General features: G+C 33.9%; 16 protein-coding genes and 1 riboswitch. Of the genes, 4 read left to right on the top strand and 12 right to left on the bottom strand.

Annotated elements, in window-relative coordinates; translation table 11 throughout:
• Position 1: 1 nt before the first annotated feature.
• From KA824_RS01710 to xpt, 8 genes are all read right to left on the bottom strand, one after another.
• Positions 2–1,033 (bottom strand): trypsin-like serine peptidase, encoded by a 1,032-nt coding sequence (locus tag KA824_RS01710; protein ID WP_210133234.1) that lies wholly within the window; start codon positions 1,031–1,033, stop codon positions 2–4.
• Positions 1,034–1,466: 433 nt separating this feature from the next.
• Positions 1,467–1,730 (bottom strand): hypothetical protein, encoded by a 264-nt coding sequence (locus KA824_RS01705; protein ID WP_226956045.1) that lies wholly within the window; start codon positions 1,728–1,730, stop codon positions 1,467–1,469.
• Between the two features lie 37 nt (positions 1,731–1,767).
• Positions 1,768–1,965 carry a hypothetical protein gene (locus tag KA824_RS01700; protein ID WP_107383874.1) on the bottom strand — a complete coding sequence of 66 codons (198 nt, stop codon included), beginning with the start codon at positions 1,963–1,965 and terminating at the stop codon, positions 1,768–1,770.
• A gap of 309 nt (positions 1,966–2,274) precedes the next feature.
• The gene (locus tag KA824_RS01695; protein WP_107383873.1) at positions 2,275–2,703 is read right to left on the bottom strand and encodes an organic hydroperoxide resistance protein; all 429 of its coding nucleotides are present in this window, start codon (positions 2,701–2,703) and stop codon (positions 2,275–2,277) included.
• Positions 2,704–3,018: 315 nt separating this feature from the next.
• On the bottom strand, positions 3,019–4,560 hold the full coding sequence (gene guaA, locus KA824_RS01690) for a glutamine-hydrolyzing GMP synthase (protein ID WP_107383872.1): 1,542 nt from the start codon (positions 4,558–4,560) through the stop codon (positions 3,019–3,021).
• 20 nt (positions 4,561–4,580) lie between these two features.
• Positions 4,581–6,047, bottom strand: coding sequence for an IMP dehydrogenase (gene guaB, locus KA824_RS01685; RefSeq protein ID WP_107383871.1), 1,467 nt, complete (start codon positions 6,045–6,047; stop codon positions 4,581–4,583).
• Positions 6,048–6,084: 37 nt separating this feature from the next.
• Positions 6,085–7,353 (bottom strand): xanthine permease PbuX, encoded by a 1,269-nt coding sequence (gene pbuX, locus KA824_RS01680; protein ID WP_046207045.1) that lies wholly within the window; start codon positions 7,351–7,353, stop codon positions 6,085–6,087.
• Positions 7,350–7,931: a xanthine phosphoribosyltransferase gene (gene xpt, locus KA824_RS01675; RefSeq protein ID WP_107383870.1), complete on the bottom strand. Its 582-nt coding sequence runs from the start codon at positions 7,929–7,931 to the stop codon at positions 7,350–7,352. The genes pbuX and xpt overlap by 4 nt, the downstream gene beginning before the upstream one ends.
• Before the next feature lie 248 nt (positions 7,932–8,179).
• A riboswitch (purine riboswitch) is annotated at positions 8,180–8,282 on the bottom strand.
• Positions 8,283–8,509: 227 nt separating this feature from the next.
• Between xpt and KA824_RS01670 the strand changes: the two genes are divergently transcribed.
• The 4 genes from KA824_RS01670 to KA824_RS01655 all read left to right on the top strand — a co-directional run bounded on the left by KA824_RS01670 (position 8,510) and on the right by KA824_RS01655 (position 12,835).
• Positions 8,510–8,923, top strand: coding sequence for a general stress protein (locus KA824_RS01670; protein WP_107383869.1), 414 nt, complete (start codon positions 8,510–8,512; stop codon positions 8,921–8,923).
• Positions 8,924–9,169: 246 nt separating this feature from the next.
• Positions 9,170–9,835 (top strand): hypothetical protein, encoded by a 666-nt coding sequence (locus KA824_RS01665; RefSeq protein WP_107383868.1) that lies wholly within the window; start codon positions 9,170–9,172, stop codon positions 9,833–9,835.
• Between the two features lie 121 nt (positions 9,836–9,956).
• Entirely contained in the window at positions 9,957–10,985 is a 1,029-nt protein-coding gene (locus KA824_RS01660) for a hypothetical protein (protein WP_107383867.1), read from the top strand.
• A 467-nt stretch (positions 10,986–11,452) separates the two neighbouring features.
• Positions 11,453–12,835, top strand: coding sequence for an L-cystine transporter (locus KA824_RS01655; RefSeq protein WP_107383866.1), 1,383 nt, complete (start codon positions 11,453–11,455; stop codon positions 12,833–12,835).
• A 132-nt stretch (positions 12,836–12,967) separates the two neighbouring features.
• Here KA824_RS01655 and KA824_RS12850 read toward each other — a convergent pair whose 3' ends face one another.
• The 4 genes from KA824_RS12850 to KA824_RS01640 all read right to left on the bottom strand — a co-directional run bounded on the left by KA824_RS12850 (position 12,968) and on the right by KA824_RS01640 (position 15,864).
• Positions 12,968–13,147: a hypothetical protein gene (locus KA824_RS12850; RefSeq protein WP_107383865.1), complete on the bottom strand. Its 180-nt coding sequence runs from the start codon at positions 13,145–13,147 to the stop codon at positions 12,968–12,970.
• Between the two features lie 89 nt (positions 13,148–13,236).
• A complete protein-coding gene (gene sdaAA / locus KA824_RS01650) occupies positions 13,237–14,127 on the bottom strand; it encodes an L-serine ammonia-lyase, iron-sulfur-dependent, subunit alpha (RefSeq protein WP_107383864.1) in 891 nt (296 codons plus the stop codon).
• A gap of 12 nt (positions 14,128–14,139) precedes the next feature.
• Positions 14,140–14,817 carry an L-serine ammonia-lyase, iron-sulfur-dependent subunit beta gene (gene sdaAB, locus KA824_RS01645; RefSeq protein ID WP_107383863.1) on the bottom strand — a complete coding sequence of 226 codons (678 nt, stop codon included), beginning with the start codon at positions 14,815–14,817 and terminating at the stop codon, positions 14,140–14,142.
• 12 nt (positions 14,818–14,829) lie between these two features.
• Positions 14,830–15,864, bottom strand: coding sequence for a PTS sugar transporter subunit IIC (locus KA824_RS01640; RefSeq protein WP_107383862.1), 1,035 nt, complete (start codon positions 15,862–15,864; stop codon positions 14,830–14,832).
• Positions 15,865–16,052: the final 188 nt, after the last annotated feature.

The following is a 16,052-nucleotide window of genomic DNA, read 5'->3' as shown; positions in this document are numbered from 1 at the left end:
TTTAGGATACTATGTTTAATGATAGATACTTTTGTCCATTTGGATGATTATACATATATTTTGCATGATATATACTTCCAATTTTTATACTTTTTCCGCTTCGTTTACTATTAAAATTCAAATCATTCCACAAATTAGTGTTCGAACGAATGACTTCTACTTTTTTATAATAATTGTGCGCCTTAGGTTTTCCCATCCAATACAAAATATAATCAATATAAAGTTCATTTAGTCGGGTTGCCCCATTGTAATCTTCCCCACCGAATGTATGTACACCAATTATTTGGTTATTAGCATTCCTAACACTACTACCGCTTTGTCCTGGATTTGTATCCATATCGTAATACAAATTATTGGCCTCTATTTTATTTAAAAATCCTTTCGACTTAAACTGGATACTACTCCCCTTATCCGCTGGAAAGCCTGACGTCTCGATTGACTCATTTAATCTCACCTTAGAAGTTATTGGTAAAATTCCAGTCTTATCTCCCAAATTATTATTTAATTTAATAATAGCTAAATCATATTGAAAATCCCTTTTATTTATCCATTGATTTAAGGTGTGTATTTTCTTAGATTGTGCCTTTCCAATATGAAACTTTTGGCCTTCTACTCCTGCATATACAACAATCTTGCTTGCCCAACCACCTGCGCTTTTTGAATAAATATTGTGCCCTGCTGTAAGTACTGAGTCTCTTCCAACCATTGTTCCTGATCCTGTATAAGTTTTACCATTAGGAAACGTCATATTCAATAACACCACTTGTTTATAAGGAGTACTCTTAAAGTTTGAAACTTTTATACGTTGATCTGTTCCAATTACTCTTTCAATTTTATTATCTAATGTATATTCAATGGGCAGCAAATTGTCTTGATTTAAATCTAAAGTTCCAGAAGATGGCTCTTCTACTGAATCTACATCAGTTACTGCTGTTTCATTGTCTTTTTCTGAAACATTCGCACTCACACTATGACTAAATAATAAAGTAAAAACTAGCATGCTTGTCACTATTTTATTTATACTCCTCAACATTATTCACTCCCTACAAAATAATTTATGATATATCATAAATAAGTAATAAAATAAAATTAATATTTATGGATTCATTACTAATTACCATAATATTGCAAGGAGTCATTTATTAGGGGAATATTTCCGTTTAAGTAAAAATATAGATAGAAAATAGTAATAATATGCAAGTTTTAAATTTAAATATTGGTAATATAGAATCTGTCAAAATGTTCAAATCAAAATAAAAAGAGCTGGAAACTGCACCTTAGCAATCTTTCCAACTCTTTTTATATGATTAAATATTATTCGATATTATTTTAAAATGTCATTTCAGGTGTTTATAATTTTTCATAACATTGATTTTCAAATTTTATTAGTATATTCTAATTGTTTTTTTAAACAAAAGTTCTACTCTTCGTTTTATCAATAGTAGGTATACGTATATTCAAACGTATTATTCACTTGATTTTGCTTTTTGAACTTTCAAAATTGTAAATATAATAACTATTGTTATGGTAATGAAATCAAAAGAATGTGTAAAAGCTTCTCCAAATTCTTTATCTTGCCAGAAGTAACGAATGATGAATAAAAACGTTGAATGAACAAACAATGCAATAAACATGTATATAACTGGTTTATCAAGTAATAGACCAAAAACAAATACAAATAACAGCATTATTATAGTAAGTATCAGCATGACTATGTTTGACATAGACATATTAAAACTCCGATCGTATAGTTTTTTTCTTGCACTGCTAGAAACCTTTACGTTTAATTTGTCTATATGTAAAAATACCAAAAATTATGACAAATGCGAATTGTACTGTTTTAATTAAAGGTGAGCTAAATTCTAATATTTCAATATGCATCATTGTTCCAATAATAGGTGCAATGAAATTAAAAATAAATAATATTAGACATATACCAACCAATACTTGTTGTGATTTAGGCATATTAAGCACTCCAATTTATAAAGTTATAGTTACAAATGTTGATGCTTCCACTGAGGGTGGCCCATTATTTAATGATGTAACAATATCACCATCACTAAAAATACAGCACTAAATTCCATAAAATATTTTCTGATTTATACCAATGTGTTTATGATCAAATTGATACTTTTTTCTTAATGAAAGTACTTATACATTTAGTTGGATTATATTGTTTTATAAAAAATAACCGCACTAATTAAGATACGGTTATATAGATATATGACTGCTTGATAAAATTCCAAAAAATTCTATTTAGCTTTTTGCATCACTTTAATTAACGTTAACAGTAATTTCAATATCAATACTGTGTTTAAGTGCTTTCGAGTACGGGCAATAATTATGCGCTTTTTCAACGAACATCTCCGCTTCTTCTTGGCTGAGATCTTTAAGTGTTACATCTAATTCAGCAGCCAATTTTACACCGCCATCAGATTTATCTGGCAATAAGTAAGCAGTCGCACGGACTTCTGGCTCAATCATACCCTTGTCTGCACCTTTCAAAATATGCATTAGTGCATTGTTAAAACAAGCGCTGTAACCAGCTGCAAATAACTGTTCAGGGTTTGACTCAGTAACGCCGTTGCCACCCATTTCTTTTGGAACAGCTAAGTCTTGATAAAATGTATTATCTTCACTAAAAACTTTTCCATCTCTTCCGCCATTACTTATTACAGTTGTTTCAAATAATGGTTTTGCCATGAAAATCACTCCAATAATTTTTGAAATTCAATAATAATGATTAATTAATCGTTTTACATATCAAATTAAGCTTAATCTAATTGTATTTTATCACTAGTTTTTAGATATTTAAAATCATAAGTGTTAAATTGTCATTTATGTCTACTCATAAAAAAAATAGGACAAGTACATAAGTAAATGTCCTATTTGGCTAAAATACTTTCAATTAATTTAACTCACCCGTAAGACTGCCAGTTTAACCATTCCCTCAAATTCTCAAACCCACAAAACACCCCCTTAAGCCTATGCTCAAGGGGTGTTCATCATTCTATTCTATTATTCCCACTCTATGGTACTTGGGGGCTTAGATGTAATATCATAAACAACACGGTTCACGTGGTCTACTTCATTAACAATTCTGCTTGAAATTTTTTGTAAGACTTCCCAATCAATACGTGCAAAGTCACTTGTCATACCATCAATAGATGTCACTGCGCGAATACCTACAGTGTGGTCATATGTCCGGTAGTCTCCCATGACACCTACGGATTGAATACCAGGTAACACTGTGAAGTACTGCCATATATCACGTTCAAGACCTTCTTCACGAATGACTTGTCTTAAAATCGCATCTGATTCGCGTACGATTTCAAGTTTATCTTCTGTAATTTCACCCAGCACACGAATACCTAAACCTGGACCTGGGAAAGGCTGTCTCCATACTAAGTGTTCTGGAATACCTAATTCGATACCTAATTCACGCACCTCATCTTTGAATAATGTATTAATAGGTTCAATTAATTGGAATTCCATATCTTCAGGTAATCCGCCTACATTATGGTGTGATTTAATCGTTTGTGCTGTTTTTGTACCTGATTCAATAACGTCTGTATACAATGTGCCCTGCGCTAAGAAATCAACACCTTTTAGCTTAGATGCTTCATCATCAAAGACATAAACGAATTCATTACCAATGATTTTACGTTTTTGTTCCGGATCTGACACACCTTGCAGTTTATTCATAAAACGTTCTTGAGCATCGACACGAATGATGTTCATGTTGAAACCTTCACCAAATTGTTCCATGACCATGTCGCCTTCACCTTTACGTAGTAAGCCATGGTCTACGAAGATACATGTTAATTGGTCGCCAATCGCTTTGTGTAATAATACTGCAACAACAGATGAGTCTACACCACCGCTCATTGCACATAGCACCCTGCGATCACCAACTAGTTCGCGAATTTTTTCAACTTCGATATCTATAAAGTTTTCCATTGACCATTCGCCTGTACATTCACACACGCGACGTACAAAGTTACGTAATAAGTCGTTACCAAATTCAGTGTGACGTACTTCAGGATGGAATTGGACACCGTAGATACGGCGTGATTTATCTTCAATTGCTGCATAGTTCGTACTTGGACTGTCTGCAATCACTTCAAAACCTTCTGGGATTTCAATAACTTTATCTGAATGACTCATCCAAACATTTTGTTCTTCAGGTAGTCCGAAGAATAATTCGTCAGTTTTAGCATTAATCACGGCTTTACCGTATTCTCTTTCATTGGCACGTTCAACTTTCCCGCCTAACAATTTAGTTGTTAATTGCATGCCATAACAAATACCTAGAATAGGAATACCTAAATTGTAAATTTCTGGGTCAATCGTAAAAGAGTTCTCTTCATATACTGAATTTGGTCCTCCTGAAAGGATAATCCCTTTTGGATTCATGCGTTTAATTTCTTCAATGCTGATTTCATGGTCGTGCAGTTCACTATACACACCCATTTCACGTATACGACGTGTAATTAATTGGTTATATTGGCTACCAAAATCTAAAACAAGTATGAGCTCTTGCTCTTTCGCCATTTCCATAACTTTAAATCTCCTTTAACTTAGAATGAATAATTTGGTGATTCTTTTGTAATTTGCACATCATGTGGGTGACTTTCTGCTAAACCAGCAGGTCCCATACGTGTAAATTGTGCTTCTTCTCTTAATGCTTCTAAGTTTCTTGAACCAGTGTAGCCCATGCCTGATCTCACACCGCCCATAAGTTGGTAAATCGTATCTTGTAATGGACCTTTGTAAGCAATACGACCTTCAATACCTTCAGGGACGAATTTTTTAGGAGCTTTATCTTCTTGGAAATAACGGTCGTTAGAACCACTTTCCATTGCACCTAATGAGCCCATACCTCTATATACTTTATATTGTCTACCTTGGAATACTTCTGTAGCACCAGGACTTTCTTCAGTACCTGCAAGTAAGCTACCTAACATCACAGCATGTCCACCTGCAGCTAACGCTTTGATAATGTCTCCTGAGAATTTAATACCACCATCAGCTATAATAGACTTTCCTTGCTTACGTGCTTCTGTTGCACAGTCATATACAGCTGTAATTTGTGGTACACCTACACCAGCAACAACACGAGTCGTACAAATTGAGCCAGGTCCGATACCTACTTTGACAACATCTGCACCTGCTTCATATAAAGCTTTAGTTCCTGCAGCAGTTGCCACGTTTCCGGCAACTAATGTTACTTGTGGGAATTTTTCTTTAATGTGTTTAACTTGTTCTAAAACGCCTTTAGAATGTCCATGAGCTGTATCAATAACTAAGGCATCTACACCCGCTTCAACTAATTTTTCAGCGCGAATATCCGTATCTTTTGCGATACCAATTGCTGCACCTACTAGCAATCTGCCAAGTTTGTCTTTAGCAGAATTGGGGAATTCAAGTACTTTTTCAATGTCTTTGATTGTGATTAAACCTTCTAATTTACCATCTTTAACTAACGGTAATTTTTCTATTTTATGTTGCTGTAATAGTTCTTCAGCTTCATCTAAAGTAGTGCCTACAGGTGCTGTAATTAAGTTTTCTTTAGTCATAACATCTGAAATCTTAATAGAGAAATCTTCAATAAAACGTAAATCACGGTTTGTTAAAATACCGACTAATGTTCTCTCTTCTTCATTATTTACAATAGGTACACCTGAAATACGATATTTACCCATCAACGCTTCTGCTTCATACACACTTTCTTCTGGTGTTAAGAAGAATGGGTTTGAAATTACACCGTTTTCTGAGCGTTTAACTTTTTGAACTTCATCTGCTTGATCTTCAATATTCATATTTTTATGAATAACACCTAGACCACCTTGTCTAGCCATTGAGATCGCCATTTTGGATTCAGTTACAGTATCCATACCTGCTGAAATAACAGGGATATTTAATTTAATACCTTCTGATAATTGAACACTTAAGTCTACTTCTTTCGGCAATACATCTGATTCTGCTGGTAACAATAACACATCATCAAAAGTTAAAGATTCTTTTTCAAACTTATTTTCCCACATATGAATACAGCCTCCTAATATTTGTTTTATAGCTCCATTATTCCATAGTTTCTATGTTTTGTTGATTCTTAATGCCGTTAAAAAAGAAATTCAAAACAATTGCTGAAATAGCACCAAGTACAATACCATTTTGAGTTAGCCATGCGAATTGGTCTCCTAAAGCTTGAAATGCTTGAGGTACTGCACTTATACCCGTTCCTAGTCCAACTGATACCGCGATTACCAACAAATTATTTTGATTTTTGAAATTAATATTACCTAATATACTAACACCATATGCCATAACCATGCCAAACATTGCTATCATTGCACCACCTAATACTGGTAGAGGAATCATATTTGCTAAGGCACCCAATTTAGGGATACATCCACAAATAATAAGCAAGATAACCATGCCATAGATAACTTTGTTCTTTTTAGCACCAGATAAAGATACTAATCCCACATTTTGAGAATAAGCGGTATACGGGAACGCATTAAAAATGGATCCTAAGATAATCGCGATACCTTCAGCAGTATAACCTTTACGAAAATCTTTTCTCTCCAATTTCTTACCTGTAATTTCACTTAATGCATGGTAAACACCTGTTGATTCTATCAGACTGACTAATGCAACAATAAAGAATACTAAAGTTGCACCAAAATCAAAGCTGAATGTTGAAAATCTGAATGGTTGTGGTAATGAAAACCAATGTGCTTCACCAACTTGTTTCACATCAACAATGCCAAATATTGACGCTAATACAGTACCTACAATTAAGCCAATCAATATGGCAATTGATTTTAAGAAACCTGTTGTAAAACGTTGCACAATTAATATGACTATTAATGTAATTACACCAAGTAAAATGTTTTTGGCATCACCAAAATTTTTAGCACCTTCTCCACCTGCTAAATAATTCATCGCTACTGGCATCAAATTGATACCTATAATTGTAACGACACTGCCTGTCACAACTGGTGGAAAGAATTTAACTAAATATGAAAAAAATGGAGCAATGATGACAACTAATATACCTGATAAGAAAAGGGAACCGTATAAATCACCGATACCTTTAGTTTGCCCGATTAAAATCATCGGTGCAACGGCTGTAAATGTACAGCCTAAGACAATGGGCAACCCAGTGCCTGTACCTTTCCAAACTTGTAAAAATGTGGCTACACCACACATGAAAATATCAACAGTGACTAAGAAGGCAATTTGTTCTGGAGTAAAATCTAGGCTTGTCCCTACAATAATTGGTACGAGTATAGCGCCTGCATACATCGCCAATAGATGTTGTAAACTTAAGATGAATGTCTTCATGATTGTTCCTCTAAAAATGTCACTTTGTTACCACTTAGAGAAGCAACTTTACATAAAGACGATACTTTCAATCCTGCTGTTTCTAAACGTTCTCTGCCTGGTTGGAAACTCTTTTCAACTACAATACCTATGCCAACAGTTTCGGCATTGGCTTGTTGAACAATTTCATTTAAACCTAATGATGCATCACCATTTGCTAAGAAATCATCGACGATTAATACGCGATCATTTTCGTCTAAAAATTCATCTGAAACCACTACAGTACTCGTCGTATTTTTAGTGAATGAATGGATATCAGCTTGATAAGTATTTTTCGTTAACGTGCTAGGCTTTGCTTTTTTAGCAAATAAACACGGCACATCAAAGTGCATTGCTGCCATGATTGCTGGTGCAATACCAGATGCCTCAATCGTTAATACTTTAGTAATCCCTTCATCTTTAAATTGATTATAAAACGTTAGTCCTACGTCGTGCATCAGCTTTGCGTCTATTTGATGATTTAAAAACCCATCTACTTTCAAAATTTTCTCATCAATGACGACACCGTCTGCCTCAACTTTCCGTTTTAACAAATCCACTCAAAAAACCTCCTCATTTTTTATACAAAAAAAATCCTAAACTAACTTAGTTTCAGGATCTATGAGTGAACGTGCAATACTATAAAGAACTGATGTTTAACTTACAACATGTACGTTGCAAATTAAGTCTTCAACATTCATTTCCCTAATTATGTAAAAATTGAAAACACTACAATTGTTTTAGAAGATTATATGTATAACTTCATTTCCCTAATAAAGCTTTAAAACGATTGGAGTTGAATGTTTTTTGTATTGTATTGGTTACCCATAGTCATGTCGTTAATGGCAACATGGTAGAAACTTCTAGAGCCATATCCTCTAGATTATATGAGTTAGATAAATTATTAACTGATGATAGCAAATTTCAGCATGATTTTCAATACGAACATTATAAGTAAGCGCTTTAAATAAAGAGATTTAATAATAACCAACGCTTCTAGTAACCGTTTTCTTTACTTTAAAATCAAGATTGTCAGATACGTCACTTCATTATATAATAAAAATATATTCGTTTTACCTAGTGGTTAATAGGGAAAGTATTAGATAAACAATAGAAAAGTGGACGGAGGGACAAGACAATGGCTGATTTTACAATTGTACAAAGCAAAGATGAAATACTACCAACTATCCAACAAAAATTGTCAGAAGGATATGTTGAATCTGAAATTTCAGTATTAAGTAAGACAAAACTTCATTTTGATGAGTTACATGATTCTGAAGTAAACCTAACAGCAACGAGTGGTTCATTCAGTGACAAAATGGCAAAAATTTTAACTGGAGAAGACGGTGAAGAAACTGTTTTAGCTTATTACGATATTAATGATTATGACAAAGAACGTTATAAAAAAGAACTTCTTGATAATAACTTTCTAGTTGTTGCAACTAGAGATAACTCTTCTCATGAAGAAGTTCAAGAAGCAAACGCTGCATATGCACGTAATACTGTTGAAGATAAGCATTACGCAGAAGAAACAAACGGACCAAAATCCTAATCTTCGCTTAATCAAATTGTGATTTAATGTAATTATTTAAAAATGGTCACAACATACTTTCAAATTATTGCTTAACATATAGAGAACCTTTATCAGGAGCGAACACAGAAAATCACTATGTATTTTGTGGTTTCTGTCTCGCTCCTATTTTATTTCTATTACAAATGATACATACAATATTTTCACTGATTTCCATTAATTTACTATGTTATAATAAACGCATTATTATTGGGGGTGCATCTATTCATGGATTTTAAGACTATCAAATCAATTGATGATCCATTATTTAAAGCAGCAATAAAACTATACGATGGACAATTTGACATTGATTTATCTGAAGATGAACAAATATTTAAACAATCTTTAAAAAATGAACATACCAAAGATGACTATATCTTTTTAGTAGGCTTACAGTCAGATAAAGTTGTTAGTTTAGCAACTGCACATTATGAAGCGACGACAAATTCTGCATTTTTAATCTATCTGATTGCAAATGATCAACCGGATCACGATGAATTAATTACAAATACTTTGGCACGTATTGAAAAGGAAATTAATTATTTATCCAATCAATTACATGAACACGATGTAAACTTTATTATGCTAGAGGTACCGAAAGAACCAGAACTTGTTTCAGAAGATGAGCAACAAGTGCTCAGTAATAGACGTGAATTTTTATTTAGTCATGGCTTTGAAAAGCAATATGATTTAGATTATCTAGCCCCAAATTTAAATGGATATTCAGAGGGATCACCGAAAGATTTATTTATCAAATCTAATATAGAACTGACAAAAGACATATATGGACCATGTATTAAATCAAACTATATATTAAAGTATGTATTTGCAAATAGAATTTCTAGAAGTATTATTTACCCATTGTTAGAAGAAATGGATTTACGTAAATCATAGTGTACACCACTTGAAATCACTGTTAAAACAGTTTAGACTAACATAGAGGTAAGACTGACGTTTCACTAACCGAAGACAAACGTCCGTATACATAAAATCATTTATGAAAGGACTCATTTCTATGTTAACTAAAGAATTTGCACAACGTGTTGAGCTAAGTGAAAAGCAAGTCCGTAAAATCGTTCAACATTTAGAAGAACGCGGTTATCAACTTAGTAAAACTGAATATCGTGGCCGCGAAGCTACAGATTTCCAAGAAGAGGATATTGAACTCTTCCAAGATATTGCTGAAAAAGTTAAACAGACAAATAGCTATGATTTAGCTTTTGAAGAACTCGAAAAGGAAAAAGATTTTCTACAGGTGTTAGTCAAAGAAGATGACAACAATCTACCTTCAGACCAAAATGTATCTCTACTCGTAGAGGACTTACGTACTGAAATTCAAAATATGCGTGACGAGCGCCAAATGCTAGGACAAATGATTAATCAAGTACACCAACAACAGCAAGAATTGCATAAAATGCAAAATCAGATTACTTCTAAATTAGAAGAAAATACAGAATCACTTAAAGCCATTCAATCATCTACAGACGAAATTAAATCTACACAAAGTGTCATTCAAGATTCTCAAAAAGAACAAACTGAACTTGTGAAATCTAATGTCGAATCTGAGCATGTGTATACAAATCAAAGTTCAACAGATAACGACACAAATGCGTTCACTGAAAATACAACTGAACAAGCTAATACTAAAGTAACACCTGAAAAAATGGCTGACACAACAGACCCTCATACAAATGAAGTTTCTGAAAATGTATCAGCAGAAACTGTTGATGAAGAAATCACACAAATTAGTGAACAACCTGCGGCACAATCAGCAAATTCGGAAGCTGAAAAACAAAATTCCAAAGCAAACTCAGCTGATAAATCAGATGATCCTGTTGAATCAGATACTCACAAAGAAACTTCTGAAGTTGAGCAACAAACAGATAATAATAAAGAGGTCGCATCAGCGTCATCTACTACAAATGAGTCAGATTCACAGCAATCAAATGCATCTCAAGAGGCTACTTCATACGCTTCGCCACTTGCTAAAGAAGAGCACAAAGAAGAACGTAAAGGATTTTTCGCACGCCTCTTTAATTTATAAGTGACAGATGATTCCAAGGCATAAAAGCTTTTGGTTAAAAAGAAACGTCAATTTCTATTGAAATAGTATAGAAATTGACGTTTCTTTGTTTTGCATGAAATCTCGTAGCTTGTTGTGTAACTATTTTCCTAACATTCAGGGCTACTACGACTTATTAAATCCTCGTTTAACTATCATATTGCTCGAATCGAATCCCTTCTAAGAATGGCCACCAGCATTTCTAAATCAAAATTCCCCCTTAATTTCATCTTTGCTGTATTGCTAATTAATTTAGCCACAAACGCCTTGACACCACACCCTACCTAGGTTTATAGCTTCTCCAATTCTGTTTCAAAAATAAAGTCATGTAAATTTCATAATTTTTTTGAGTAATTGACTTGAATATTATTCGTTTTGCTACTATCCTTAGTATGCGTATCGGATTTAACAAAATAAATTAAATAATAGAAAGTGTAGGTCTTGTTTTTATGTTACTAACAATTTTAAACATCATTATTTTTGCGGCCTTCCTTATCGGATTATATGTAATGGCAAGAAGACATGTTTCATTTCCTAAACGTGTCTTTACAGCATTAGGCATCGGGATTGTCTTTGGAATTGCTATTCATTTAATATACGGTGTGGACTCAAAGGTCACTAAACAAACCACAGATTGGTTTAGTATAGTTGGAGATGGCTATATTTCATTCTTACAAATGATTGTTATACCTTTAATCTTTATTTCAATCGTTTCAGCATTTACTAAAATTAATATTGGAGAAAAATTTGCTAAAATTGGCATCTATATCTTCATTTTCTTAATTGGAACTGTAGCAATTGCAGCAATTATCGGTATTATCTCAGCACTTGTCTTTGGTTTAGACGCATCTACAATTGATTTAGGTAGTGCCGAAAGCTCAAGAGGTAGTGAACTCGCAAGTCAAGCTAAGGATATGACAGCGAACACGCTACCACAACAAATCTTAGAATTATTACCAAGTAACCCATTCTTAGATTTCACTGGTCAACGTACAACATCAACAATCGCTGTTGTAATCTTTGCTGCGTTTGTTGGCTTTGCATTCTTACGCGTTATGCGTAAACAACCAGAAAGCGGTCATTTACTTAAACGTGGTATCGATGCAATTTATAATATCGTTATGGCGATTGTGACATTTGTACTACGCCTAACACCATATGGTATTTTAGCTATAATGGCGAATACAATCGCGACAAGTGATTTTGGTGCAATATGGACGTTAGGTAAATTTGTTATCGCATCTTATGCGGCATTAATTGTAATGTATATCATTCACTTACTCATTGTAACTGGTATGGGACTAAACCCTGTTACATTTGTTAAGAAAACATCTGAAGTATTGTTATTTGCATTTACTTCTCGTTCAAGTGCTGGTTCATTACCACTCAATGTCCAAACTCAAAAAAATCGTTTAGGTGTACCGGATGGTATTGCAAACTTCTCAGCTTCGTTTGGTCTTTCTATTGGTCAAAACGGCTGTGCTGGTATTTATCCAGCAATGTTAGCAATAATGGTAGCACCAGCAGCTGGTGTTGAAGTTAATTTACAATTTATATTATCTGTCATCGGCATCGTCGTGATTAGTTCATTTGGTGTTGCTGGTGTTGGTGGTGGCGCAACATTCGCCTCTATCATTGTATTATCTACTTTAAATTTACCTGTTGCATTAGCTGGTGTGCTGATTTCAGTAGAACCACTTATCGATATGGGTCGTACTGCATTAAATGTTAACGACTCTATGCTTGCTGGTACAGGTACAGCTAAATTGACAAACAACTTAGATACTGACACTTATCATTCAAAAGAATACGGTGAAATCACAAGTTCATAATAACAAGACAACACATACTATGAACTTTGGATATCTTTTATAAATATAATTAAAGGTTGGAACGCTTGTCGTTCCAACCTTTTTTCATTTCTATACTTTCACTATATTTTCAATTCTATTTTAATCATATTACTATTTTTGTCGTTTTATCGTTATCATTAGTTTTACGTAATTATAAATAAAGACAATAATCAAACTTAGCGACAATGATTTCAACAATAGGTTGACCCATGTACCGTCTGTAGTTAAGTAATACGTTACGATACTATTTATAACAAACACAATAAAAATAAGCCCTAGCTTCAGTAACATGTCTCCCACCTCTTTTAATTCAGTTTAGTGGGAAACATGTATTTTTTCAATTCAATTTTTATGCTAGTAATTTATATGTTCTTAGTTATTTAAGTTTCAACACTTGTTTCTCCAAATATCTTTTTCTTTATCGCTTCTCCAGTAGGCGTTCCAGCTAGACCTCCCAATCCAGTTTCTCTTAACGATGCTGGCAAGTTACGTCCTACTCTATCCATCGCCTCTATCACTTCATCAACTGGTATTCTGCTTTTTATTCCCGCTAATGCTAAATCAGCTGAAATTAGTCCGTTACCTGAACCTATAGCATTACGCATAACACACGGTATTTCAACCAACCCTGCCACAGGATCACAAACCAATCCTAATAAATTACTGATAGCTAAAGCCATCGCATGACCACTTTCTTCAGGTGTTCCACCAAATATCTCAACTGCTGCCGCTGCTGCAATTGCGGATGCTGATCCCACTTCTGCCTGACAGCCACCAATGGCACCCGCAACACTTGCATTGTTTGCGATGATTTTGCCACATAGTGCGGCTGCAAATAAAAAGTCGATCATCTGTGCTTGTGTTAATCCATGTGTCTTTTCTAACTTGAATAGTATTCCTGGTATTGTACCTGATGAACCAGCAGTTGGCGTTGCACAAATGATTCCCATCGCAGCATTTACTTCATTTGTCGATATTGCGCCTTTTAAAGCTTCTACCATATCATGTCCAGATAAAGCATGGTAATGCTCATTATATCGATCTAGTTTCACGGCATCTTGTCCTGTATAGCCCGTAACACTTTTTACGCCTTCGCCAGAAAGTCCCTTTTCTAAAGCTTCTCTCATAACATCAAGGTTTTGTTTCATTAATGCACGAACTTCATCCCTTGAAATCCCTTTTAAATCCATCTCCTCACGAATCATCATTTCAGCAAATGTTGTGTTGTGCGTCATTGCATAATCTATAATTTCTCGCATTGAATGATACATATTGCCACTCCTCTAACAGATATATGAAAAATTTAATTCTTTATATTTCTCGCGTAACCTACTTAAACTATCTATATTTAAAGCTTTATTTAAGTGTAATGCCAATAAACACTTGTCATCATTAATTGTTTTTATCTCTTCATTAATATCTACTTCATACTCAATCAAGTCATTAATCAAATGGTTAATTAATGAAATATTGGCTGCTCCATCTACAACCAAAATAGGTAATGCGTGATGCATAAGGATACAAAGACCGTCCACGTGAATACTTTTAATCTTGATTGTACCTCCACCGATTGAAATACCATTAATTTCCACATGTCGTTCGTTGCCATCTAATTTAATTAATGCGCAGTTAGGATGCTCACCTAAGCTAGCACTTGTTTCTTCTATAATTTCTATATCAATATTTTGAGCTTCAGCAAATGAAATAGCGTCTTTAATACGTTCATCAAATGTACTGAAACCCAATGATCCACCTATAATCGCTAAATCTGTTCCATGCCCCTTGTGCGTGGAGGCAAATGATTCATAATAATGAATTACAATTTTTTGAGGTTCACATTGTAGTACTGTGCGTGCAGCATTACCTATTTTTACTGCACCTGCCGTGTGAGAACTAGAAGGCCCCATCATAATTGGACCAATCACATCAAAAGCACTTTGATAATCTTGTTTTCTTGCCATTCTTCTCTCTCCTTAATTTGTCTGTTTTCTCATTCTAGGTAGATTGAAATTTAAGCTTGTCATATTAAATTTATTAATCATTTTTCCTATAACTAGACTTAATAAAATACTAGTAATTGATACCGTAACAATCGTTATTACAGACCTAATTGGATCATTGAATCCAAACAATACAATAGCACCGGCAATTGGCGTCGCCATACCTGTCACATTGATTACTAATCCACTAAATGTGACGATACATGCGTTTACAACACCAATAAGCGCATTTGTACCATAGAGTTGTAAAGGATACTTCGCAATAATATCTATTTGGGTTAATGGTTCAACTGCAACAGCAAAAGCTTTAGAAGCATTACCTATTTTTAATTGTTTAAACATAATGAAATTGACAAATGAGCTACCCGTACATGTCAGTGCACCAATTGCCATTGGCAAACCAGTTAGTCCTAATAAACTTGTTAATACCATAGAACTAAGTGGTGTCATACCTGTAACAGGAATAATGAGACCTAAAATAATTGCTAAGACATAAGGATTGTTATCACCAACAGCTGTCACGGCACTACCAATTTGTTTTAATAATGCGATAACACCCGGGCTCATAATACTTGCAAGAAGGAATGAAACAGCAGGAGCAAATAAAATTACAGTAATTAAATCTAAGCCTTCAGGGACTTTCTTTTCTAAAAATTTAATAGCAAAAGAAACTAAATAAGCAGCTAAAAAAGCAGGTAGTAATTTAAAATCATGAAGTACTAAACCAACGATTACGGCAAAAACTGGCGAGACACCTAATTTTAAACAAGTAAGAAAGCCGACTGCCACACCACTTAAACTACCGGCTAAGTCACCAATCTCTTGCAAAAATTTAATGTCAAAGACACCGCCAATGGCATAACTTAAAAATGCTTGCGGTAAGAAGGTTGCACAGGCAGCGCCCGATAATGCTTGTAGTCCTTTCTTACCATAAGGTGCAAAGTTTAAAAATAGCGTCATAGCTAACAAAACAATGAGTAGCGTTCCTACACCTAAAATAATATCCATTTCCTCAAACCTCTTTCTATTTTCATTGATATCTATCACTTTTTTATTTCCAACCACATCATAAAACTTTGTGAAAGCACTTACAATGGCAAAAAACAGACTTTCATGAAATATTTGTGAATAAATTCACAAAATAGAGAATTTTATATAATATAATAAACAATTTAACAAATTGATTATTATATTAT

The organism is Staphylococcus sp. GDY8P198P (assembly GCF_017891615.1).
Classification (GTDB): Bacteria; Bacillota; Bacilli; order Staphylococcales; family Staphylococcaceae; genus Staphylococcus; species Staphylococcus cohnii.
Note: the sequence above shows the minus strand (reverse complement) of the source record. Positions and strands in the feature narration are given on the sequence as shown.